Annotated in this window: 20 protein-coding genes and 2 pseudogenes; 14 read left to right on the forward strand and 8 right to left on the reverse strand. The window is 65.0% G+C overall.

Annotation, left to right across the window (positions count from 1 at the left end):
- Window positions 1–7: 7 nt before the first annotated feature.
- Window positions 8–229 (reverse strand): helix-turn-helix domain-containing protein, encoded by a 222-nt coding sequence (locus BOSE125_RS16335; protein WP_236558207.1) that lies wholly within the window; start codon window positions 227–229, stop codon window positions 8–10.
- A 142-nt stretch (window positions 230–371) separates the two neighbouring features.
- On the opposite strand from BOSE125_RS16335, the gene BOSE125_RS16340 reads away from it, so the two are divergent.
- From BOSE125_RS16340 to BOSE125_RS16370, 7 genes are all read left to right on the forward strand, one after another.
- Window positions 372–980 (forward strand): DUF6668 family protein, encoded by a 609-nt coding sequence (locus BOSE125_RS16340; protein WP_159554278.1) that lies wholly within the window; start codon window positions 372–374, stop codon window positions 978–980.
- 11 nt (window positions 981–991) lie between these two features.
- Window positions 992–1,273 (forward strand): hypothetical protein, encoded by a 282-nt coding sequence (locus BOSE125_RS16345; RefSeq protein WP_159554280.1) that lies wholly within the window; start codon window positions 992–994, stop codon window positions 1,271–1,273.
- A 33-nt stretch (window positions 1,274–1,306) separates the two neighbouring features.
- On the forward strand, window positions 1,307–2,023 hold the full coding sequence (locus BOSE125_RS16350) for a hypothetical protein (RefSeq protein ID WP_159554282.1): 717 nt from the start codon (window positions 1,307–1,309) through the stop codon (window positions 2,021–2,023).
- A 111-nt stretch (window positions 2,024–2,134) separates the two neighbouring features.
- Window positions 2,135–3,535, forward strand: a complete 1,401-nt coding sequence (locus BOSE125_RS16355; protein ID WP_159554284.1) for a hypothetical protein — start codon at window positions 2,135–2,137, stop codon at window positions 3,533–3,535.
- A complete protein-coding gene (locus BOSE125_RS16360; RefSeq protein WP_159554286.1) occupies window positions 3,532–5,049 on the forward strand; it encodes an SCO6880 family protein in 1,518 nt (505 codons plus the stop codon). Before BOSE125_RS16355 ends, BOSE125_RS16360 begins: the two co-directional genes overlap by 4 nt.
- The gene (locus BOSE125_RS16365) at window positions 5,049–6,644 is read left to right on the forward strand and encodes a hypothetical protein (protein ID WP_159554288.1); all 1,596 of its coding nucleotides are present in this window, start codon (window positions 5,049–5,051) and stop codon (window positions 6,642–6,644) included. Before BOSE125_RS16360 ends, BOSE125_RS16365 begins: the two co-directional genes overlap by 1 nt.
- Window positions 6,644–8,356: a type IV secretory system conjugative DNA transfer family protein gene (locus tag BOSE125_RS16370; RefSeq protein ID WP_229672756.1), complete on the forward strand. Its 1,713-nt coding sequence runs from the start codon at window positions 6,644–6,646 to the stop codon at window positions 8,354–8,356. Before BOSE125_RS16365 ends, BOSE125_RS16370 begins: the two co-directional genes overlap by 1 nt.
- A gap of 68 nt (window positions 8,357–8,424) precedes the next feature.
- On the opposite strand, the gene BOSE125_RS16375 is transcribed toward BOSE125_RS16370, so the two are convergent.
- From BOSE125_RS16375 to mobC, 5 genes are read right to left on the reverse strand one after another with little or no spacing between them, the layout of a single operon-like run.
- Window positions 8,425–9,603, reverse strand: a complete 1,179-nt coding sequence (locus tag BOSE125_RS16375) for a PIN domain-containing protein (protein ID WP_159554292.1) — start codon at window positions 9,601–9,603, stop codon at window positions 8,425–8,427.
- 28 nt (window positions 9,604–9,631) lie between these two features.
- On the reverse strand, window positions 9,632–10,024 hold the full coding sequence (locus BOSE125_RS16380) for a DUF4913 domain-containing protein (protein ID WP_159554294.1): 393 nt from the start codon (window positions 10,022–10,024) through the stop codon (window positions 9,632–9,634).
- Complete coding sequence (locus BOSE125_RS16385; RefSeq protein ID WP_159554296.1) at window positions 10,021–10,941, reverse strand: hypothetical protein; 921 nt, start codon at window positions 10,939–10,941, stop codon at window positions 10,021–10,023. The genes BOSE125_RS16380 and BOSE125_RS16385 overlap by 4 nt, the downstream gene beginning before the upstream one ends.
- 9 nt (window positions 10,942–10,950) lie before the next feature.
- A complete protein-coding gene (locus BOSE125_RS16390; RefSeq protein ID WP_159554298.1) occupies window positions 10,951–12,384 on the reverse strand; it encodes a relaxase/mobilization nuclease domain-containing protein in 1,434 nt (477 codons plus the stop codon).
- Complete coding sequence (gene mobC / locus BOSE125_RS16395) at window positions 12,381–12,764, reverse strand: plasmid mobilization relaxosome protein MobC (RefSeq protein WP_159554300.1); 384 nt, start codon at window positions 12,762–12,764, stop codon at window positions 12,381–12,383. The genes BOSE125_RS16390 and mobC overlap by 4 nt, the downstream gene beginning before the upstream one ends.
- 418 nt (window positions 12,765–13,182) lie before the next feature.
- Here mobC and BOSE125_RS16400 point away from each other — a divergent pair, with 418 nt between their 5' ends.
- From BOSE125_RS16400 to BOSE125_RS16410, 4 genes are read left to right on the forward strand one after another with little or no spacing between them, the layout of a single operon-like run.
- A complete protein-coding gene (locus BOSE125_RS16400) occupies window positions 13,183–13,491 on the forward strand; it encodes a hypothetical protein (protein ID WP_159554302.1) in 309 nt (102 codons plus the stop codon).
- Between the two features lie 5 nt (window positions 13,492–13,496).
- Window positions 13,497–13,805: a hypothetical protein gene (locus BOSE125_RS16405; protein ID WP_159554304.1), complete on the forward strand. Its 309-nt coding sequence runs from the start codon at window positions 13,497–13,499 to the stop codon at window positions 13,803–13,805.
- Window positions 13,806–13,830: 25 nt separating this feature from the next.
- Window positions 13,831–13,953: a hypothetical protein gene (locus BOSE125_RS18145; RefSeq protein ID WP_256375981.1), complete on the forward strand. Its 123-nt coding sequence runs from the start codon at window positions 13,831–13,833 to the stop codon at window positions 13,951–13,953.
- Between the two features lie 3 nt (window positions 13,954–13,956).
- Complete coding sequence (locus tag BOSE125_RS16410) at window positions 13,957–15,048, forward strand: DUF4192 family protein (protein WP_159554306.1); 1,092 nt, start codon at window positions 13,957–13,959, stop codon at window positions 15,046–15,048.
- 165 nt (window positions 15,049–15,213) lie between these two features.
- Here BOSE125_RS16410 and BOSE125_RS16415 read toward each other — a convergent pair whose 3' ends face one another.
- Entirely contained in the window at window positions 15,214–16,305 is a 1,092-nt protein-coding gene (locus BOSE125_RS16415; RefSeq protein WP_159554308.1) for an IS630 family transposase, read from the reverse strand.
- Window positions 16,306–16,556: 251 nt separating this feature from the next.
- On the opposite strand from BOSE125_RS16415, the gene BOSE125_RS16420 reads away from it, so the two are divergent.
- Window positions 16,557–16,856, forward strand: coding sequence for an Lsr2 family protein (locus tag BOSE125_RS16420; protein WP_159554310.1), 300 nt, complete (start codon window positions 16,557–16,559; stop codon window positions 16,854–16,856).
- Between the two features lie 497 nt (window positions 16,857–17,353).
- On the opposite strand, the pseudogene BOSE125_RS18285 reads toward BOSE125_RS16420, so the two are convergent.
- A pseudogene (locus BOSE125_RS18285) lies at window positions 17,354–17,468 on the reverse strand (ATP-binding protein); the annotation flags it as partial.
- Window position 17,469: 1 nt separating this feature from the next.
- Between BOSE125_RS18285 and BOSE125_RS16430 the strand changes: the two are divergent.
- A pseudogene (locus tag BOSE125_RS16430) lies at window positions 17,470–18,143 on the forward strand (DsbA family protein); the annotation flags it as partial.
- A 41-nt stretch (window positions 18,144–18,184) separates the two neighbouring features.
- Window positions 18,185–18,856 carry a vitamin K epoxide reductase family protein gene (locus tag BOSE125_RS16435; protein ID WP_159555330.1) on the forward strand — a complete coding sequence of 224 codons (672 nt, stop codon included), beginning with the start codon at window positions 18,185–18,187 and terminating at the stop codon, window positions 18,854–18,856.
- Window positions 18,857–19,060: the final 204 nt, after the last annotated feature.

Raw genomic sequence — 19,060 nt, forward strand, 5'->3', positions numbered from 1 at the left:
GGAAACGTCAGTCCTTGATCTCGTCCGCTCTCAGCAGCCACTCCCGGAAGTGCTCGAGTCGCACGCGGCGCAAGCGCGGTCCCACCGAGATCGTCGGCAGCCCTTGCTCTTTCATCCACCGCAGGACAGTGCCCTGGGACACCCGCATCAGCGTGCAGATGTCATCGGTGGTGAGCAGGTCAGGCTGCCCCTCCAGAAGTGAATCGACCGCCGTGGCATCGTTCATCATCACGCTCCATTGTCCTCACGAACGCATTGCATTCGTCAAGCGCAAGACACGCAATATGGACAAAAGTCCATATTGACGCATCTGACGCAGGGTGTTTATGTTGATTGTATTGGCCAATCACATGCTAAGGGGATGAGCAGACGTGGCCCAACGGGGGAACCCTTTTGTCGTCGCGCCCGGGGACTCCTCGCAGAGTCTGTCTGAGAACGACGGCGGTCTCGACACCGCGGCGCTGTATTACGGGCCGACCTCGCCCGAGGAGATCGCCGTCGCCGCCGATCCGGAGGCCGCGCCGTGGCCGCAGACGACCGTGGCGGACTTTCGTCAGGTGACCGTCTTTGGCTTGCATGGGGGAGCGGGGGCCACCACGGTTGCTTCCCTGTTTGGGGACGACGCCGTCGATGCCGGTACCGGCTGGCCGGTCGCTGGCGGGTGGACCCGGCCCCTGCCGACCTTGCAGGTGTTGGCCGTGGCCCGGACGTACTACGCCGGCCTGGCTGCCGCCGAGGCGTTCACCCATCAATGGGCCGCCGGACAGTTGCCCTCCTCGATCCTGTTGGGGCTGGTGCTGGTGGATGACGGCCCCACCCTGACCGATGGCCAAAAGAAGGCCGTCAAGAGACTCCTGCGCAAAGTTCCCCGCGGCGCTCACCTGCCGTGGATCGAGGCCTGGCGGCACCTGCCGCCGGACCCCGGGCGACTGCCACGCAGGCTTACCAAGATCATCCACGCCTTCCGCACCCCTAGATAAGGAGACCGACCATGCTGATGGACCTGATGGCCACCGCCTCGACCTTCGCCAGCGTCATCCCGAACCCGACCCCCGAGCAGCCTCCAGGCACCGAGGGCATCACGACCCTGCTGAACTGGATCAGCTGGATCGTCATCATCATCGGCGTAGCCGGCTTCCTCGCTTCGGCCGGCTCCCTGGTGTTCGCCGCCTTCACCGGACGCGAGATCCAGGGCATCAAGGGACTGGCCATCGCGATCATCGTCTGCGGACTGGCCACCGGCGCCGGAGCGATCATGCGCGTCTTCGTCTAACGCAACCAAGACACCGAGCGAAGGGGGGCCCTCGTGGCCAAGAACAAGAACACCGATAACCCGGGCACTCAGAGCCTGGGATGGTGGGTCTCCGGCGGGCTGGTGGTGGTCCTGATCGTCGGCATCATCGTCGGCGTGGTCCTCTGGCCACGCGACACCACGACCGCACCAGAAAACACCACCACCCCGACAGCCACGGCAACGGCCACGGAACAAGCGCCCACCACGGCGCCGACTCAGGCCGGCGCCGCATGCCAGACCAGCGACGCTGACCAAACGGTCCCCAGCGAAGCACCAGAAACCGTCTGGAAGACCCACCCAGATCAGATGCTCGTGCCGACCTCGGAAGAGTACGGACCCAGCGTCCAGGATGGGAACCTGTGGACCTGCTTCGAACGGTCACCCACTGGCGCCGTCTTCGCCGGACCCAATCTCCTTGCGGCAATGTCTCAAGGGGAGGTCGACTCCGCTGTCCCCGGGCCCGGGCGCGACGATGTCCTTGAAGAAATCTCCTCAGCTGGTAGCGACTATGAGCGACCCGTCGTTGAGGGGTTCCGCGTCTTGGCCGCTGACGAGAACAACGCCACTATCAACTACTGGATGACGGGTGAGGGAACAACGGCCTCGTATGGGCTGGATCTGGTCTGGGACGAAGGCACCGGGGACTGGAGGCTCAACTTTGAGACTCCAGGTGACCACCCGCGCGTATCAATCTTGGAAGACACCTCTCCGTACGTGCGCTGGCGGTAGGCGGGCACGATGGCTGAATGCGGACTGACCTCGGTTGGTTGCCATATTGGCGAGTTAGCAAACTCGGCATTTGAAGGCATGGTCGAGGGCCTCTACGACGGGGCTGTGGAGATGGCCAAAATCATTGGCACGTGGTGGATGGAGGTTCCGCCACCGAACCTGGACTCAGTGGGCCTGAACTTGCTCCAGCAGGACCTGAGTTGGTTCGTGGTGATCTTCGCCATGATCGGTTTCTTCTTCGGCTTGATCCGGCTGGTGATGACCGAGGACGTCCGATCCAATGCGGTCAATCTGGCCAAGCCGCTCTTTAACCTCGTGTTGGCCACGGGCGTCTATATGGCCGCCGTGCCGATCCTGCTCACCGCCGGAGACGAAACCGCGCGGTGGCTGCTTGACCGCTCCACTGACGGCGATTCGTCTATGGAAATGCTCATCCCCGCGACCGGAGCCATGGCCAGCAATTACGGGGTCGCGTTCGTGGTCTACCTGCTGATGCTGCTCGGTTCGGGCGTGAACTTCATGTTCATGATCTTCCGAAACCTCATGCTGGTGATCCTCGTGGCCTTCATCGCCGTGCTCGCGGCCGCCTCGGGAACCGAGGGAGGCAATCAGGCCTGGCGCAAGGCCAACGGCTGGCTGATCGCCCTGCTGCTGTTCAAGCCGGTCGCCGCCGGCATCTATGCCCTGGGCTTCCGGATGATGATCGACGACACCGACCTGTCCCAGACTTCCGACCTGGGGGCTGGGCTGGTCTCGGCCCTTACGGGGCTACTGGTCCTGGTCCTGGCGGCCTTCGCCCTGCCCGGGCTGATCAAGTTCATTGTCCCGGCTGCTGCCGCGGGCTCTGGCGGGTTTTCCGGGGGCGCGGCGTTGTCCGGGGCCGCCGGGGTCGCCGCCGGAGCTGCCGTGCTGGCCAGTGGCGTGGGCGCCGGTGCAATGGCCGCACGGGGCGGGGCCGGAGTTGCGACTGGCAGCACCACGGCGGCTGCCGTCGGTGGGGGAGACCCATCCGGGGCCCTCTCATCGTCCGGGGGTGGCCCGGCTGGGGGTGCTCCGTCAACGGCCGAAATTGTGTCGGGGACGACCACCGCGGCCTCCGGCGCGGATGGTGGTTCTTCCACTGGATCCGAAGCGGCAGCTGGGGGCACCTCAGCCGGTGGTAGCACCAGCACCGCGTCCGGTGCCAGCGCCGAGGGAGGGTCCTCCGGTGGATCAGCTGCGGGTGGGAATGCCCCGTCAGGGGAGTCGTCCTCCACTGCGGGTGCGACCCAGGGCTCTAGTGCCGCTTCGGGTGCTGAGACGACCACTGGTGATCAGGCCGGCGCGGGTTCGGCTGCCGGTGGTGCACCGGCTGGAGCGGGAATGACGGACACTGCCGCTGGCGGTTCGTCCGGGTCGGGTCGGTGGGCCGAGGCCATCAACCGGTATAGCCAGGCCAGCCAGGCCGGATCGCAGGCCGCCGAGGGTGCCCGGGTGGACCGGGCCGTGGACGATGAAGGAGACCGAGCATGAGCACGACCGAGTCCGTTCGGATCGAACCGCAGGTCTTCGGCAACCTCACCGTGCCCCGCCGTTCCGGGCTGGGTGGACTGTCGATGGGAATCAGTATTGCTCTGATTCCGGTGGTGCTACTGAGCATCCTGTTCATGGCCACCGGACGCTGGTACATCGCCTTCGCCCTCGTCATGGCCGCCACGGTGGCGGTGCTGCTGCTGAAGGTGACCCGGCGCCAAGGACGCAGTATCTACGGAAGGATCACCTTGCGATTGGCACAACGCATCAAAGAGAAATCTGGCCGCGACGTGTACCTGGCCGGTCCGACCGGTAAGGGCACCCCCGACGGGGCCACTCGCCTGCCCGGGTTGATGGCCAAGTCCGAACTGGGCGAGTTCACCGACTCCTACGGCAACGCCTTCGGGCTAATCCGGGTCGCCGGATCCGACGTGTATAACTACTCCGTCGTCATCGAGACTCACCCCGACGGGGACTCTCTGGTGGACCAAGAACAGATCGATCACAGGGTGGCCGTGTGGGGTTCCTGGCTGACCCAGCGCGGCCTGGACGAGGGCATCCGTGGGGCCTCGGTGACCATCGAGTCCTCCCCGGACTCCGGGCTGCGTCTGGCGAATCTATTGGAGGCCAACCGCACCGGAACCGGCCCTGACTACGCCAAGGCGGTCACTGACCGGATTGGGGAGACCTATCAGGGTGGGGCCCCGCAGTTGGTGGCCCGCGTGAGTGTGACCTTCGACGGACGGCGGCACGACGGCAAGACCGGAGACCGCGGCTGGGCGGAAATGGCTGAGGAGATCGGCACCCGCCTACCTGGGCTTGTCGGTGGCCTGCAGGGGACCGGGGCCGGGGCCGTGCGGGCGTGTACCGCACAGCAGATCACGGACTTCACCCGCGTGGCCTATGACCCGACCGTGGCCTCTCTGGTGGAGCAAATGCAGGCCGATGGCGGCACCGACCTTCACTGGGAGGATGCGGGCCCCTCGTTCGCCCAGGACTCCTTCGAGCACTACCGTCACGACCGGGCGGTCTCGAAGTCCTGGACGATGTACAAGGGCCCGGAAGGACACTTCACGTCCAGCTCTCTGAAACGGGTGTTGGAGCCCTCCCCGGGGCTGCTGCGCAAGCGCGTCACCCTGCTCTACCGGCCCATTGCGGCCGAGCGGACCACCGCCTTAGTCCAGCAAGAACAGAATGACGCGGCCTTCGCCGGCTCTCAGACCCGGCGTAACGCCCGCGCTGCCCTGCGACAGGCTGCCGCAGCCAAGACCGCCTCCGAAGAAGCACAGGGCGCCGGGCTGACCCGGTTCGGGCTGGTCATCACCATCACCGGCACCTCGGAGGAGGACCTGAAGGTCTGGGACAAGCGCATCCCCGGATTGCTGGGACCGGCCCGGCTGCGGATCCGTCCCGCCCTGGCCAACCAGGCCGTGACCTTCCAGGCAGGCCTGCCCCTGGGCTTGGTGTTGCCCGATCACATGCTCATCCCCGACACCCTGAGGGAGTTCTTCTGATGGCCGATCTCCAGACGCCCCCGGATACGCTCATCGGAACCGCGCTGACGTTGTCCAAGAAGGACCTGGCCCGGCTCAAACGCGAGGACGCCAAGCGTCAACGCGCCGCAGCGCGGGACCGCCCCAAGGCCAGTCAGCGCTGGCGCGAGGCCCGCCAGGCCTCCCGGCACCGGCCCGGCCCGCGCGGCTGGAACCGGACCGGCGGAGGACCGGTGGACGTCATCGAGGCCCCCTTCGAGCTGCAGGGAACCACGGTCCAGGTGTGTGGGTTTTACCCGTTCTCGGCCGGGGCCGGGTTGCCGGTGATCGGCGCACCGCTGGGCTATCACTTGCGCCGACGCTCCCTCGTCTGCGCGGACCCAGTGTCGTGGTTTCGGGCCGGGATTATCTCCAATCCCTCGGCATTCATCCTCGGCCAGCCTGGGCTGGGAAAGACCTCCATGGTGCACCGGTGGATCACCGTGCTGGCGGACTGGGGTGTCATCCCGATGGTCCTGGCCGATACCCGCCCGGACTACGTGCACACCATCGCCGACCTCGGTGGTCAGGTCATCAAGTTCTCGCCCGGCCAGGGACACATCAACCCGATGGATCTGGGACCCATCGTGGGACAACTGGCCGGCATCCAGGATGCCAAAGAAAGGGGCAAGGCACTGGAGGAAATGGCCTCCCGGCGTCGATCCCTGATCGCTGGCGTGGTGGGCATGATGCTGGGGCGCGAACTAGCACCGCATGAACGATCGGTGATCGCCACCTCCCTGTCCGACCTGGATCCCGAGCTCACCACCCCTCCGCTGTTGGGCGAGGTCATTGCGCACATCAGCGCCCGGCCTCAAACACTGCGGGCGGTGACCCTCACCAACGACAATGACACCGAGTACGACCTGCGCGTCCGCGAGGTCCTGGACGCATTGATTTCCCTGGGCCCATCCGGGATGTACGGGACGATGTTCTCCGAACCCACCTCCGAACACATCGAGGTCGGCCGACCGGCCGTATTCGACATCTCCGGAGTCAACGAGAACGACCATGTGCTCATGGCCGCCGTTCAGTCTCTGTGTTGGAATCTCGGCTCAGCCACCGTCAGCGCAGAAGCCTATTTGGCGGCCGACGAGGGACGGCGACGGAAGACCTATTTGCTCGTGATGGACGAGCTGTGGCGGATCCTGCGCGCCTCGGCGGACATGGTGCACTTCATCGACTCCATCACCCGTCTGAACCGTGGCCGGATGATGGCCCAAGTGATGGTGACCCACACCATGAACGACCTCAAGCTCGCCGAACCACATTTGACCGCCACCGCGTGGGGATTCGTGGAACGCTCCGCGATGGTGTTCCTCGGCGGGCTCGCCGAGGGCGAGATGGGCAACCTGCGAGAAGTATTCAACCTCTCCCGCGCCGAGGTGTCCCAACTCTCGGACTGGATCGCCGAAGCGCCCGTGGACCAGTGGACCGGCAGGGCCGGGTTGCGCCCAGGGGCCGGAAACTTCCTGCTCAAGACGGGCAAGGAAGCCGGGGTACCGCTGCACGTACAGTTGACCGATCTGGAGATCGACAACACCAACACCAACCGCGACTGGGACATGGTGCAGTGATGCTCGCCGACCCCCGCCCCGGCAGGCGCACCCAGCCGGCTTCTTCTGAGACCGGCTGGGTACTGGCCGCCGGCCTACTCATTCTCGTCATCGGAGCTCTCGCCCTCTGGGTCTTCGGCGCCTGGATCGACCCCACTATCGGCGCCACCGGCGGGCCCTTCGATGTCCTCATGTCCCAAGCCACCGGCGATACACCGGTCGGTATCTGGCAGCTCATCGTGTTCGCTGCCGGGGTGGCCATGTTGCTGGTCGTGGCGGCCTCGTTCCTGGTGGTGCTGCGTCGGGGCCGCAAGAACGGGTCCCGGATCGACCACCTGGCCTCCCGGATGGCCAAGGCCAAGGAGTTCGACGCACTCAACGAACCCGCCATGACCAAGGACTCTGAACGGCTCCGCGCCACGTCCGCTGGGCCGGGAGTGCCGCTGGCCAAGCTGGTCAACAACGGCAAACGACTCTTCGCGTCGTGGGAATGGGTACAGATCTGGCTCATGGGACCTCGCGCGGGTAAGACCACCAGTGTGTGCGTCCCTCAGATCCTGGAAACCAAGGGCCCTGTGGTGGCGACCTCGAACAAGCGCGACCTCGTGGACATGACGCGGGGCCCCCGGTCGAGGACCGGGGTGGTGTGGGTCCACGACGTCCAAGGCATCATCGGGGAGGAACCCACTTGGTGGTGGAACCCGCTGTCCTTCGTCACTGGCATGGAGCGGGCCGAGATGCTCGCGGACATCTTCGTCACCTCCGCCACGTCCGCCGGATCCACCCAGGACGCCTACTTCGAATCCGACGGCCGACGCCTGCTGTCGATGATGTTCTACGCCGCCGCAGTCGGTGGCCGTCCCATCACGGACGTACACCTCTGGGCCCAAAACCCCGACGACAAGGCACCCCGAGACCTACTGCTCGAGCACAGCCACACGGCAGTGGCCGTCTCCCTGGGCAAGATCCAGCAGCTCACGCCGAAGCAGCGCGACGGGGTCTACGGGACCATGCGCCCCTGGGTCAACGTGCTCTCCTACGACCGAGTCGTCCCCTGGGTGCGCGATACCGGCCAGCTCGGCCGAGCCGAGTTCGACCCCAAACGCTTCGCATCCTCAACCGACACCCTGTACCTGATCTCTAAAGAGGGCGCAGGGTCCACCCGTGCCATCGCCGGTGCCCTGGCCGTGGCGGTGCTAACCGAGGCCGAAGAGATTGCCGCCCTCCAGCCCGGGGGCCGGCTCTCCCCGCCGATGACGGGAGTGCTCGATGAGGTCGCCAACGTCGTGCGGTGGCGCCAGCTACCGGACGTGTACTCCCACTACGGCTCCCGGGGGATCGTGCTGTCCTCGTTCTTCCAAGGCTGGGACCAAGGCCTGGAGGCCTTCGGGGAGAAGGGCATGAAGAAGCTCTGGTCCGCCGCCAACATTCGGATCGCCGGTTCTGGCCTCTCGGACTCGTCGTTCCTGCCGTTCCTGTCCCAACTCATCGGCGACCACGACGTCATCCGCCGCACCACCTCCACCCAGAAAGGTGGACGCTCGGTGTCCACCGCCATCCAGCGCGAACGCCTCCTGGACGTCAACGACCTCGCCGCCCTACCCCGCGGCAGAGCCGTGCTCTCCACCTCCGGGCTGCCCCCGGGCCTGATCGAGCTCCAGCACTATTCCACCAACCCCTACGGCGATGACGTAGACGCCTCAAAGGACTACTACGAACAGCTCGCCGGTTAGTCAGTAACTAGAGGCGGCCTGCGCAATCCACTTGCTCTGCCGCTGGTGCTGGTGCTGGGCGGAACATGTCAATCAATTGCAATCTTGTCGAGGTGCTCCACCTGCCCAGACATCTCTTTGTCCACGCGAATGTTGAACTGCAATACGACGTGCCGAGTTAAGTCGACCTCAACGTAGTGCTCCTCTAAATTCCCCAGGTCCACGGCGTCGACTTCACCAGATTGTTCTAAGGAGTAAGCCTCAGAGCGGTGAACATGCGCGCTGATGTTCACTTCCGCCCGGCATTCAAGCTGACCAAGCTCCATGGTGTTCTCGAAGGCCTCATACGGATCCCAGCTGGCTGAGTCCACCTCGAGAGCTACCCAGCTGATGTGAGGAGACTCGATCTCCGAGGGAAGTACTAGCCCGTCAATCTCCAAACCCGAGGGATACGGATCAAAATCGGACCCGGCGACCTTAGCGCCAACCAGATGGTTCTCGACGTAGTCTTCGGCCGCATCCATAGCGAGGTCTTTGGCTGCCGGAGCAAAGTATGTCTGGCCTTCCTCCGCGAGACGAACCTCCTCTTCATACTCCGCCAGGAAGTTCTCAACGTCGATGCATACAGCTACTTGGTCCGCTTCATTCAGGGTCACCCGGAGGTCCGGATGCAGAGTGCCTCCAGAAGCGAAATCCTTATGGTTTTTAGTGAGGAGAATGATGCTTCGGCGAGGTTCGGAGACAGCAAGTGAGCGGACCGTCTGCCAAATCACATAGTCGGCGATTCCGGCATCGTCTGTCTTGAACGGCTTTTTTGCCCGCAAGTAGGAATCAATCAGATCTTCGGGATTAATTGGTGGCAGGTCGAGAACTTCGCCAACCGACGTAATTTGCCTTCTTAGACTGTCCTCATATACCCCGCTAGAGAGGGCGGCGTCCCGTCGGCTACGCAGATCCTTCTTGCTCACGCCCGGCGAGGATAGACCAAGGTCAATCAGGACATTGTCAAGGTCAACTGGATTGTCTACCGCGTTAATGATCAGGTTCATATTTTCGCGGTGCCTGCGCTGATAATGCCTAACCATCTCCCGCACGACTACTTCAGGGAAGTACAGGCGAACAACTCTAGAACGCTGAAGATTCACTAGTCGTTTCCATGTACCTCCCCTTAGATGGAGGTCGCCCCAGAAGAGATTTGTATCTACAACAACAGCATCTGCGAGGTGTTCGTCTTCCTCGGCAAGGCTGAATATTCCGGTGGTTTCCACGTCGTCATTATCACCCGAGCTCAACAAATCAGAACCAACCTCGAGGCGCTGGGGTGACCGCCCACTGAGGAGGCACGTCGGTGGATCGGGGTGGGTCGTAGTCCCAGAAGGGGCCGTCGGGGTCGGTGAGTCGGTCCATGATGGGCCAGAGGTAGTCCCGGAACCAGGCGGTGGAGGCCATGGCGTCGCCCCACCGGACTTGTTCCCAGGATTCCCAGAGTGCTTCGAGGACGGTGCCGACTTCCTCGTACCTCCACCACTGGGGGTCCCAGCGGCGGGTGGCGGGGTTGCGCCGATAGTGGGGGAGCAGCCAGCCCTCGACCCAGGCACCGGCATTGGGAAAGCACAGAGGCCGCTCTTTCTCGGCCCCCTGGTGCGTCTCGGTGGCCGGATCGTCAGCGCTGCCGAATTCCACGATCATCGGCTCACTCCTGTCTCTTGGCTGCGACCGGCGGTCGGTGCGGTGGAGACTGGCCGCTTTGTGGTCTTGGCCGGGTTGGTTGCGATGCGTTCAGCGGTCGAGCGGGGGAAGAAGTCGGCTTGCTGGGATCGCACGTTTGCCAGTTCAGGGGTGTTGGCGTGGCGCTCGATTTGAGCCAGTTGGGCGTCTGTGACTCGCTGGTATTGATTCGACAGCCTTCCCCCGGTCTGTTCCTCAGCCTGGGCATGTACCTGGTCCTGTTGTGCTTCGGATCCATATCGGTCAGCCAGGGCTAGGTGGACGTCTTCGTCCACAGCCTTGGCGTCGGCGCCCTTCGCGGCTGCTTGACTGGCGACCTGATCGGCCTCGCTGGGCTGTGCGCTGGCATCCAGCTGAGAGTCGGTACCCAGCTGCTCATCTCGGTCGCTCTCTCGTTCCAGTGTGGCCGTGGGGGCCAGCGCCTGGTCGGCCTCAGCGTCCAAACGCTGTCGGGCGAAGTAGTCGTCCAACGCATCACGCAGGGCCGCGTGCCGGTCGACCAAGGACGTGGGGTGGTCCTTGTTCATCAGCTCCAGATTGATCCCGTAGTCGTTGCGCAGCACGTCGGCGGCGTGCATCCATGCCCCGCGAGCCTCCGGGTGGGCACCGGCCAGGTGCGCGGCCACGGTGACGCGGTCGGCGATGGATTCAGAGCCGGCGGTGCGCCAGAACTCCGGGTTGTACATCTCCCGATTCACCATCGCGGCGACGTTGGCCTCGGCCCGGGTCTGTTGGTCGGCCTGTGCGGTCCTCTCGGCGGCCTGCATCTGTTCACGGCGAGCTTGGGCTTCACGGAGTTGCATCCTGGAGCCCATCGCCACGCGCAGCATGTTGCCGAACTGCGCGGCCATCTCGGATTCTTCCTCGTTCTCTGCCATGTCCCTCTCCTATCGATCCATTCCGGTATCCGGTCGGGGCCGGGTGAACTGTTGGCCGCCCATCCGGGCGCGGGTCTGGCTGGGTGCGAGGGTGTACTGGGCCGTGATCACGTCCACGGTGCGCATCAGCGCAGCGGTGCGGCTCGCCAACTGCGGACGGTGCGTGGCCAAGGATTGAGTGGTCATCGCCCGGGAGAGCCGATTGGCCTGGGCCAACACCGCAAGCCACCCACGGGCACTGTCCTTGGCCGCGAATCGAGCTCCCAAGCGCACCGCGTGGGTCACGTTGCCCCGCCCTTGGGCAGCACGGGCGTACTGCTCCGAGAGCTGGGAGAACGCACCCGGCTTGCCTCGCTCGACGTGCATGGACAAGCGGGCGTAGATCGTGGACAGGTCGTCCGGGCCGGTGCCGGTCTTTCCGCTGAACAACTTCTCCACCGATGCCGGGTCAAAGGACCCGACCTGCACCGAAGACCAGTCGCGCTTCGCACTGTTGTGCATCGAGGCCAGCAGGGTCTCGGCCGATTCCCTTCCGGCGCCTTCGAAGCGGCGTAGAACGTTGGGCCACCCTAGGGTGGCATCCAGTTTCGATGGGGAGTACCAGACCGATTCCTGTGCCTCGCCGAGGGCCACCTTGTACCCGCGGATCTGGGTGGTGGATCCTTTGGCAAACGACGGTGCCACCCGCACGTTCAACTCACCCAATCGTTCGATGTACTGGGACGGAGTGGCGGCTGTCGCCAGCGCGGTGCGCATCCGTCGGCGCAGCTCCGGACGAGGAGCCTGGGGGTAGCCCTCGGCGGACGCACGAGCGACCTCGGCGGGCTTATCCCCGGACAAGCCACGGGCCACCTGACGGGACTCCAACACCGCCAGCCCGTGCTCCGCTTCCAGCTCCCCGCAGACCTTCTGCGCGCGGTAGTAGTCGTTGTGAATATTGGCCTTGGTTCCGTCTTCCCGGACCAACTGCACGGCAATGTGAATGTGATCGTTGCCGGCTTTCGACACTCCGTGGTGCACGGCCACCCAACGGGAGGACTGCGCCCCATCCGGGTCGATGAACCCCATCCGCTCCACGAAGCCCTGGGCGATGATTCCCCACTCCTCTTTGGACACCTCCCGCTCGCCTTTGGCTAGGGATAAGGAGCAGTGCCAGACATGGCCGTCCTTCTCGGCGACCTTGACCTTGCGCTGGGACGCTTCGTCCCACGCGAAGACGGGGGCCTTCACCTCGGTGCCATGCGTACGCCGGGGGCCGTCCAGGATCGCACCGATGCGTTGCCCGTCCTCGACGGAAAGCTCCTGTCCGGGTTCGAACTCAATCAATACCCGGTCGTCGCCGGAGATCACCATTGGTGTGGTGTGCTCGTTGGACCGACCCGGGCCGGCGAGGTAGCTCATCAGCCCGATCATCTGCCCGCCGCGGACCACGTTCGGCATCATGGCGTGCCCCTATCCAACGCCAGGGTCTCGATCGTGACATCAACGTCACGCAGCACCCCGCGCAACTCATCCAACGACCCGCGCACGTCTCCGTGCAGTTCCCCGTCGGTGTTCAGCCCACGGGCAATCTGGTTCAGGTTGTTCCCGACACGGGCGAGCTGCCCGGTCACCACGTTCAAGGCCGTCAGGAGCCGACGACGGCCCGTCACCGTCTCGCCAGCGGACTCGGCCAGGGCGGACTCCTTCAACAGCCGCGGCACCGACACCCCCTGCTCGGCTGCGGCCAACGACAGCATGGCATCCTCGGAGGCCGAGAGCCTCACCACCCGGCGAGCCGGACGACCACCAGCCACGTTGGCCTGACGCTTCCGCTCAGCCACCACGACCACCCCCGACCTGACTCCCGTTCTTCTACGACTCCGCCCAGTGCAACGCCGCTCACTCGTGAGTGTCCCATCCGACCAAGCGTCAGCGCAAGGGCACAAGCAGTTTAGGGCACCTAACCTTATAGCTTGCTCCAGTTCCGCCGGTCCCGTTGGCGCGGGCGTCGATGCGGGCTGCCGCCCGCAGTTGATGGACGGGAACGGAGCGTTCCATTCGGCCTTGGAGGGTACTGGTCCGCCAGAACCGGTCAAGCATCCGGACCGGCTTTCGCGGCATATCCTCACTCGCTCGTTCCTCGCTCCCTCCGGTATTCCACGTCCGACCCTCCCGTGCTTGACCGAACCTGACGGCCCGAGTATTTCGGTCTTCGCCGAAAGGAACGGCAGCCAGAGCAAAGCGACAGGAGAGTTCTCCATGTACCTCACCACTCGCGGTTTCCAGACCGCCCTAGAAGACTTCCTCGGCGACGACGCCGGCGACCAGGTCCTCACCTACGCCCGGACCCATCGAGCCGCCGAACACCTCCAGGGCTACCCCGAGCTGCTCACCCTCGAGGAGGTCGCCCACCTCCTCGACACGGACACCCACGAGGTTCTCCAGGTCACCGGTGACGACGCACTGCCGGCCATCGAGATCGGTGCCACCATCCGCCGCTACCGACGAGAAGATGTCCACAACTACCTGCACCACCTCAGCGAGAAACCCGCACCCGGCCTAGGGTGAAAACCATGACCGAGAACATCACCGAATCCTTCATCGACCAGGCCCGCAAACTCAACGACCAGCGCCTCACCGCAGTCCAGGACATCGCCGCCGCCGTTCAAGCCCGCGTCGACGCTGAGCAGGCCCTCAAGGACGCGCAGGCGGCCGAACGCAAAGCTTTCAAAGATGCCGAACGTAAAGGCTGGACCAAGGCCGAGCTGGACAAGCTCCGCCCGGCCAAACGCCGTCGCACCACCACCAAGGACACTGCCGGCACCAACGCCAATACCGCGGCCGCAGACCACTCACCCGACCACCGCCAGTCCACTGACTGACACCACCACCCACAGGGGGAACACCATGGAATCCGTCATCACCGAGAAACTCTCCGAACTGCTCAGCAGCGCACCCGAATCACCCGTCGTCGTGGACATGCATCTGCACCGTGAACCGGTCACCGTCGTCTTCGAGCCGCAGGACTGAACCATGGCCGACGACAAGCCCACCATGCGCATCACCACCCCGACCGATCTGGCCGGAGCCGTCCCCCACATGGTCGGCTACCAACCAGGCAACAACCAGATCGCCATCCTCGGCTTCCACGGACCCGACTACATCGGCGCCGCCGTCCACACCTGGACCGCCACCCTCGGCGACGGACCAGCCCACGCCGCCGAAGTCACCGACCACATCACCCGCGCGTTCGGCGACCGCGCCAACTCCTACCTGGCCATCGGCTACGGACCAGAGGGCCCCGACCGCGCACTCCTGTTCCAGGACGCCTTCACCCAGCAGACCGAGACACGGGCCCAGGCCTGGGCCGTGGACAACGACCGCCTCCGAGTCTTCACCCCTGGCCGCGGGTGGAGCCCCGAAGCCGACCTGGAGGACACGGCCGGCACCGAGTACTCCATGGTCACCGGCGCCCAACCGGTCGCCACCCGCGAGGAACTCGCCCGGCACTACGAACCGGTCTCCGAAGATCAACAAGCGCACCTGGATCCGGAGACCGCCCAACGGTTCGCCACCATGGCGCCCACCGCCCAATACGAATGGGCCTCCCGCGCCCTCACCGAAGGAGCCGAGTCCAAGACCGGCCTGAGCGACGAACACGTCGCCGTCATCGCCCATGCCGTTGCCACCAGTGTGCACATCCGCGACAACCTCCTGGCCGACGTGATCGGCGACAGCATCAAGGCCGATCGCCTCGTCGACGTCTTCCGGCGTTGCGATGACGCACGTCGACCCGGCATGGCCGACCTCGCCGGCGCCGCCCAGTTCATCACCCGCGGCAGCACCGTCGCCATCGAAGCCATCACCCGCCACACCACCGGGGAGCTCGGCCGCATGGCCGACCAAGCCGCCTCCCTCGGCCTCGACCCGCAACCACTGATCGACTCCATCGCCCGCGACGAACTACGCCAGCGCCTCACCGCGGCAGACCGTCAGCACTACCGCAGCCACGTCGCAAGCCATTCCCCGCTCCTACCCAACCCTGACCCCAGAGCGCCTACCCGGCCAGCGCCCGACACTGGTCAGCAGACCAGAGCACACCCCTGGGCCGGGATGGACCGCTAAGACGGAATCAACCTCACCGGCGGTGGCCGCCCCGACATGTCCTCTTGGGGTGGCCGCCGCCGCCACGAGAACCCTCCCTGCGCAATACTCCCTGGACTATGGATCCGGACCTTGGACAGGGGCGTAGAGCATCCCCGCGGACTAGGAATGTGGATACTCAGCGACCTAGTGTCCTGCGCCGTTAATTCGGTTCAATAGTCGTCCGAGGGATTCGAGGATCTGGTCTGCGGTCTTGGTCCATATGAAGGGCTTGGGGTTCTCATTCCAGGCCTTGACCCAGTCGCGCAGGTCCTTCTCCAGGGCCTGGACGCTTCGGTGGTCGCTGCGTTGGAGGAGATCTCGGGTGACTTCGGCGAAGAGCCGCTCGACCTGGTTGATCCAGGATGAATACGTGGGCGTGAAGTGCATGTGGAACCGGGGATGGTTGGCCAGCCAGGTCTTCACCGTGGGGTGCTTGTGTGTGCCGTAGTTATCGCAGACCACGTGCACGTCCAGGTCCTCGGGTACTTCTCTGTCGATCTTGGTCAGGAACTTGCGGAACTCCGTGGCCCGGTGGCGGCGGTGGGTGGAGGCGATCACGGTGCCGTCGGCGACGTTCATCGCCGCGAACAGGCTGGTGGTGCCGTGCCGGAAGTAGTCATGGGTGCGTTTCTCCGGCATCCCGGGCATCATCGGGAACGCCGGCTGGGAGCGGGAGAGGGCCTGGACCTGGGACTTCTCATCCACGCTGAGCACCACCGCGGATTCGGGCGGGTTCAGGTAGAGCCCGATGATGTCGTAGACCTTGTCCACGAAGAACGGGTCGTTGGAGAGCTTGAACCCGTCCTCGAGGTGGGGCTTCAGGCCGAAGGCCTTCCAGATTCGCCCGATCGTCGAGGCACTCAGCCCGGACTTCTCGGCCATCTTCGATCGCGACCAATGCGTCGCGTACTCCGGGGTGGACTCCAGGGTCGCGACCACCACGTCCTCGACCTGTCCGGCAGTGACAGTGGCCGGACGGCCAGGCCGATCCTCATCGGCCAAGCCGTCCAAGCGGTGCTCCAGGAACCGGGCCCGCCACTTGCCCACCGTATGGCGCGTGACGCCCAGTCGGTCGGCGACCACGGTGTTGGATCCGCCGTCTGCGCACTCCAACACGATCCTGGACCGCTGCGCCAGTGCCTGCGAGGACTTCCTGTGCCTGGTCCAACGCAGAAGCTGTTCACGCTCCTCATCACTGAGAAGCAGCTCGGCCTTCGGACGTCCGGTACGTGCCATACCCCAATTCTATGACTTAGATCACGAATTAACGGCGCAGGACACTAGTGCAACATTGACTACCTGTGAGTCTGCCCTCAATAGCCCGCTCAGGACCCAGCCAACTTGATCACCCCAGGCGTGTCAGTAATACTCAAGTTTCGGGCTTGAAGCAGCGGATACGATTCCGCATTGCTTACGGGAGAACCACTATTCACCTCCCGGTGAATGATGCTCTCGGGTCGAGGAAAGAAAACAGCGACGGGAGACCCTTGGCACAGAAGGTGGAAGTAGTTTTGGTAGACGATCTGGACGGTAGCCCAGCGGATGAAACCGTTCAGTTCTCCTTGGACGGACGCCATTACGAAATCGATTTATCGGCGCAGCACGCCAAGGAACTCCGCGCAACCCTCAAGACACACATCCGCAAGGCCCGCGCGGTCGCGCCACCGGCCCCCGCCAACGAGGCGGCACGGATCCGTGAATGGGCCGCCGAAAACGGCTACGAAGTATCCCGCCGCGGACGGCTGCACCGAGACGTGGTGGAGGCATACCGCAACGCCAAGAAGTAACCAGCCCAGCGGTCGGCCCTGAAGCACCCGGAATCTGATTCGGGTTTCAGTAGGAATCGCCGCGCCAAAGCCGGCTGGCCGGCACCCACAACTCATTCGAATCGCGCGTCCAGTGGCACGCCGGTTCAGCACTGAATCCACATCGTCGCCGCACATCAACCGTGTCGCAGGAGGATCCCCTAACGGACACACCCGAGCCCATGGTCGGAGACGCCACCAAGCGATCACAGAAGACCGCCATTTAGCGATTAAATCCACACCGGAGGTCGGTCTCGCCTCATCAAGATGATGCCTATGAGACGCCTGCTGTGGCCACGCTCGTGTTGCCGATCGGCACGTCGAAGCGATGGCGAGCGACGACGATGTCGTCTCTTGGACGAGACGGGTGAGTATTCGGACCTCTGGGAGCCACTGAATATTGTGGTTCAGAGCCACCACTATGGCCGTTGAGAGCCGGCGGCCGGCCGGGTGGGAGCCACCGGCCCTCGACGGGCTTTCTAGTGGCCGTTCATGGCGGTGTGTTCGCGCATGTTGTAGCTGCCGGTCTCGATCCAGAGGGTGTTGTGCACGATGCGGTCCATGATGGCGTCGGCGTGCACTCCGGAGCCCAGGNAGATCGTGGTCTGGGTCCTGCTGGCCCTGGTCATCGTCGGCGGCACCATCGGCTATTTCGTGGCCCGCGGCGCCACCACCACCCCACCGCAAGACGCCAGCGCGTCCACCGGTCAGGAATCCGGACAGCCGAGCCAAGAGACCGGGCAGCTGGTCCGGGAGAACAGCCGGGTGCTCTCCCAGGCACCGAACGAGAAGGCCGTGCTGGTGGAGTTCTTGGACTTCGAATGTGAGGGCTGCGCCGCGGCCTACCCGGTCGTGGAGGACCTGCGCGCCGAGTACGGAGACACGGTGACCTTCGTGCACCGCTACTTCCCGCTGCCGGGCCACCCGAACTCGATGACCGCCGCCACCGCCGTGGAGGCCGCAGCCCAGCAGGGGGCGTACGAGGCCATGTATCAGAAGATGTTCGACACCCAGGAGCAGTGGAGCCACACCGCCGAGGACCGCAGCCCGGTGTTCCGCGGCTACGCCGAGAAGTTGGGCCTGGACATGGCCGCCTACGATGCTGCGGTGGCCGACCCGGCCACCCGCGCCCGGATCGAGCAGGACCTGGCCGACGGGGCCGCCCTGGGCGTGCAGGGCACCCCGACCTTCTTCCTGGACGGAAAGCCGCTCACCCTGAACACCCTCGAGCAGTTCCGCGCCGAGGTCGACGCCGCCGCCAAGAACTGAGCCGCCACATGCGCACCCCTGCCCCGGACGCCGACCCGCCCATGACAACCCCCACCACCACGGACCACCCCGCCGAACACCCCTCCGAGCCCCCGGCCGGCGCCGGACCGGCCTCCGAGGCGGCGGGGACGCCGGCCCTCGCCCGGCACCGCCCGTTCGGGGTGGTGCTGCTCGTCACCGGCGCCGTCGGCTGGATCGCCTCGGCGATCCTGGTCCTCGAGCGCCTCGCCCTGTACGAGGACCCCGGCCACACCACCAGCTGCGACATCAACCCCTGGGTGTCCTGCGGGCGGGTGATGGGCACCTGGCAGTCCGAGCTGTTCGGCTTCCCGAACCCGCTGATCGGCATCGTCGCCTTCGCCGTGGTGCTGGCCACCGCGATGGTGGTGCTCTCCGGGGCCCGACCCGGCCGCTGGTACTGGGCCGGACTGCAGGCCGGGGTCACCCTGGGGATGGGGTTCGTGGGGTGGCTGTGGTTCCAGGCCCTGTACGAGATCTACATCCTGTGCCTGTACTGCATGATTGTCTGGGCGGCCATGATCCCGCTGTTCATCCTGCTCACCGCCCGCAACCTGGCCCACGGCGTGATCCCCGCCCCGCCGGCGGTGGCCCGGTTCGCCACCGGGTGGGCCGGGACCCTGATTGCCGTCGTGTACGTCGCCGTCGCCGGCTCCGTCTTCATCCAGTTCCTCCCCGCCTTTACCGGCCCCTGACCGGCACTGGCCCCAGGCGGCGCCGAACATCTCACCTGAGTTGCGCCCCGCAGGGACCAGACGCACAACACCGTTCAGAGACGAACCCGCATGATCGCCACCGTCGCCGCCATCCTTGCTCTGGCCGTGTACCTAGCAGGCCTGGAGGTAGGGCGAACACCACTACCCGAGTCCTCACCCTGTGCGAGAAGCGCACATGGTTAA

Origin of the sequence: Citricoccus sp. K5 (assembly GCF_902506195.1) — a bacterium.
In the GTDB taxonomy this organism is placed as follows: Bacteria; Actinomycetota; Actinomycetes; order Actinomycetales; family Micrococcaceae; genus Citricoccus.

Bases quoted from the DNA above. Each gene is read 5' to 3' on its own strand.
- BOSE125_RS16390 (WP_159554298.1), bottom strand. From the start codon at position 12,384: ATGATGCCGAACGTGGTCCGCGGCGGGCAGATGATCGGGCTGATGAGC.
- BOSE125_RS16415 (WP_159554308.1), bottom strand. From the start codon at position 16,305: ATGGCACGTACCGGACGTCCGAAGGCCGAGCTGCTTCTCAGTGATGAG.
- BOSE125_RS16385 (WP_159554296.1), bottom strand. From the start codon at position 10,941: ATGGCAGAGAACGAGGAAGAATCCGAGATGGCCGCGCAGTTCGGCAAC.
- BOSE125_RS16405 (WP_159554304.1), top strand. From the start codon at position 13,497: ATGACCGAGAACATCACCGAATCCTTCATCGACCAGGCCCGCAAACTC.
- BOSE125_RS16345 (WP_159554280.1), top strand. From the start codon at position 992: ATGCTGATGGACCTGATGGCCACCGCCTCGACCTTCGCCAGCGTCATC.
- BOSE125_RS16400 (WP_159554302.1), top strand. From the start codon at position 13,183: ATGTACCTCACCACTCGCGGTTTCCAGACCGCCCTAGAAGACTTCCTC.
- BOSE125_RS18145 (WP_256375981.1), top strand. From the start codon at position 13,831: ATGGAATCCGTCATCACCGAGAAACTCTCCGAACTGCTCAGCAGCGCA.
- BOSE125_RS16435 (WP_159555330.1), top strand. From the start codon at position 18,185: ATGACAACCCCCACCACCACGGACCACCCCGCCGAACACCCCTCCGAG.
- BOSE125_RS16370 (WP_229672756.1), top strand. From the start codon at position 6,644: ATGCTCGCCGACCCCCGCCCCGGCAGGCGCACCCAGCCGGCTTCTTCT.
- BOSE125_RS16355 (WP_159554284.1), top strand. From the start codon at position 2,135: ATGGCCAAAATCATTGGCACGTGGTGGATGGAGGTTCCGCCACCGAAC.
- BOSE125_RS16380 (WP_159554294.1), bottom strand. From the start codon at position 10,024: ATGATCGTGGAATTCGGCAGCGCTGACGATCCGGCCACCGAGACGCAC.
- BOSE125_RS16365 (WP_159554288.1), top strand. From the start codon at position 5,049: ATGGCCGATCTCCAGACGCCCCCGGATACGCTCATCGGAACCGCGCTG.
- BOSE125_RS16335 (WP_236558207.1), bottom strand. From the start codon at position 229: ATGATGAACGATGCCACGGCGGTCGATTCACTTCTGGAGGGGCAGCCT.
- BOSE125_RS16360 (WP_159554286.1), top strand. From the start codon at position 3,532: ATGAGCACGACCGAGTCCGTTCGGATCGAACCGCAGGTCTTCGGCAAC.
- BOSE125_RS16410 (WP_159554306.1), top strand. From the start codon at position 13,957: ATGGCCGACGACAAGCCCACCATGCGCATCACCACCCCGACCGATCTG.